Origin of the sequence: Campylobacter sp. CH278 (genome assembly GCF_004378845.1) — a bacterium.
Taxonomy (GTDB): domain Bacteria; phylum Campylobacterota; class Campylobacteria; order Campylobacterales; family Campylobacteraceae; genus Campylobacter_D; species Campylobacter_D jejuni.
This window is the reverse complement of the sequence record NZ_RYXZ01000016.1, coordinates 1-2,614: the sequence shown is the minus strand read 5'-3', so window position 1 is coordinate 2,614 and position 2,614 is coordinate 1. Positions and strand designations below refer to the sequence as shown.

At 29.0% G+C, this 2,614-nt stretch carries 1 protein-coding gene and 1 pseudogene; both read left to right on the top strand.

Features of this window, described 5'->3' with window-relative positions:
• Positions 1–51: 51 nt before the first annotated feature.
• Positions 52–2,337 (top strand): annotated as a pseudogene (locus ELQ04_RS08715) (hypothetical protein); the annotation flags it as partial.
• A 9-nt stretch (positions 2,338–2,346) separates the two neighbouring features.
• The gene (locus tag ELQ04_RS08935) at positions 2,347–2,514 is read left to right on the top strand and encodes a hypothetical protein (protein WP_002939019.1); all 168 of its coding nucleotides are present in this window, start codon (positions 2,347–2,349) and stop codon (positions 2,512–2,514) included.
• Positions 2,515–2,614 lie beyond the last annotated feature (100 nt).

Here is a 2,614-nt window from a genome sequence, read left to right as displayed (position 1 = left end):
CAAGGACATCTATGCCAGCTATTAAGCTTTTTAACTTCACGGGGGGAGGGTATAGAGAAATTTTGTTTTAAACTTTCTATTGTTACCTTCTTAAGCATCAACGCTTTTGCAGCCACTCAAGCAAATACTACAGACAATCGAAATTTCAATATTCCAGAGCATTATTTTAATGATAATGAACTTTATGATAAAAGCAATTCTACTTATAAAAAACTCCAAGGTATAAATTATTATGCTAAGAGTTCTAAACAATATATTAACAATATTACTTTAATTTATAACAATCCTAAACCAAATATTACAAATATAAACGATTTAAATTTTAAACATTATTTACTTACTCCTGATATGAGAGAAGATGAAGTTCTTTCTTTTAAAGCAAGGCATGGTGTTAATACAGCCGATCATAGTATAAAAACAGTTAGAGTGCTTCCTTTTTTAATCACAGCAAAAACCGATCATGCTGATGCAAGTTATAATAAACTTATATTAGAACAAGGAGAACTTAGTTCGGTTTTTTATCTTAAACCTAAAGATACTCATATAAAAAACCCTAGTAATTCTAAAAGCAATCAACGCATGAATTTCTTAATGAGTTCTACCTTTACTCATTATGGTAATGCAAGCTATAACCAAACCATACTTCAAGAAGATGCTCATATTAGTATGGGAGTTGAGAACACTTATGATTTAGCCTTAAATGGTGCTCCTTATTTAATCGGAGCTATAGCCACTTATGGAGATTCTACAAATAATAGTTTAAATATAGAAGCAGGTAGCAGTGTAGAGTTTTTTACTTCCTTACCTAAAAAAGATAAAAATGGTAATAATACCTTTGATGAAAGAATCACTCACCTTGTAGGTGGTTTAGCTTATCAAGGTAATGTAAAAAACAATAAAATCTTTATCAAAGATGCTAATATGATTATCCATGGTCCAAGCAAAGCTTATGCTAGTTTAGCTGCTGCTCATATTAGCGCAGGTTATATAGATAGTGGAACAGATAAAAACTTTCAAGCCAGTAAAAACCTTTTAGACATAGATGGTTTTAATCTTGATATGTATATGAACCATGATAAACAACCCCTAGCTTATAATTCTGTTTTATTTGCTGATTTTTGGGGTGGAAAAACCGAACAAGGACAAGCCTTAGATAATACTATCAATTTAAAAGATATTAAAAACCTAAAAAAAGATAAAAACAATGAGAACATTTTTGCTCAAGCTTTGTTTAACTTCTATGCAGGAGCTTCTAATAATGGAGAAGCAAATTATAATACCTTAAACATAGAATTAAAACATCCTTTAGAAATCGCTAATAACTTCTTAGGTTATAACCAACATTCTTTTTATGGTGGCTTTGCAACTAAAGGAGCTAATCATAATACCATTAACATTAAAAACGATCTTACCACAACCGATCTTTCTCAAAGCTATAAAGATGCTTTAAATATTGTAGCTGCTAGAACCTTAGAAGGCAGTGCGGATTATAATAAAGTTTATATTAATAATTCTATGTCAACCTTACCTGTATACATTTATACAGCTAAGAAAAACATTCTTAATAATCAAGACTTTTATCCTAGTAGTGCTAATAACAATGAAGTAGTGATTAAAGACTTTGCTTCTTTTAGAAATTTAACTGTATTAACAGAAGCTAAAGAAGCCTCTTATAATACTATAAATTATAACAATGTTCAAAGCATTACCGATGCAAGTAATATAGATAAAGGTTCTAAAATCATCATAAGAGCTTTAGATAAAGCCAATCATAATACCATAGATATAAAAAACTATTCTTCTAATGCAGCTGATAATGCTTATTTGATTATGGCTTATAATGAAGCAGCTTATAATAAAATCATTATCAATGATACTTTATTTGGTGTAGCTTCAGATAAAAGAGAAGGAATTTTAAGTATTATAGCTGGACTTTCAAACAATGCCCATGATAATACCTTAATCATAAACAATCTCAATCTTGATGAGTATAAAAATAACAATTCTATTTTTATAGCTCCTTCAGCCATTACAGGTTTAAGTGAAGCTAAATCTTATAATAATACCTTATATATAGGTGGGAATTAAATATATTTAAAAACACTTTCATAGATATATTAGCAGGAGCGTTGGTGCATTATGAAGATAATTATAGTGCTTCTAATGCTGTAGCTCCTTCAGATATCAGTTTAAGTAAAAACAATAGACTGATTTTAAATACTAAAGTTGAAGCTAGAATTATTAATAACTTTGAGCATTATTATCTTATTGTATCCAATAAAATCAACACAACTCCCCTTTTTGAAGTCATACGATGCTCCTATTAATATTTCTAGCGAGGGAGTATTGGCTCTTTATACCCTCAAAGAGCAATACCCCTACCTTAAAAATAAAGAAATCTTAATCTTACAAAGTGAGCAAGGTTTTATAGATGAAAACTCTAATACTTTAAATCAAGAAGAACTTCAAAGCTTTATTGAAAAAATGCAAAAAACAAAGAAGATTTTAAACTAAGTTCTATAGATAGATTAAAAAAGATGAATTTACAAAAGCTTTCTTATGAAGTAAGAATATCTCAAGATGGTAAAAGCATTTACGCAAAGATAAAATAAAT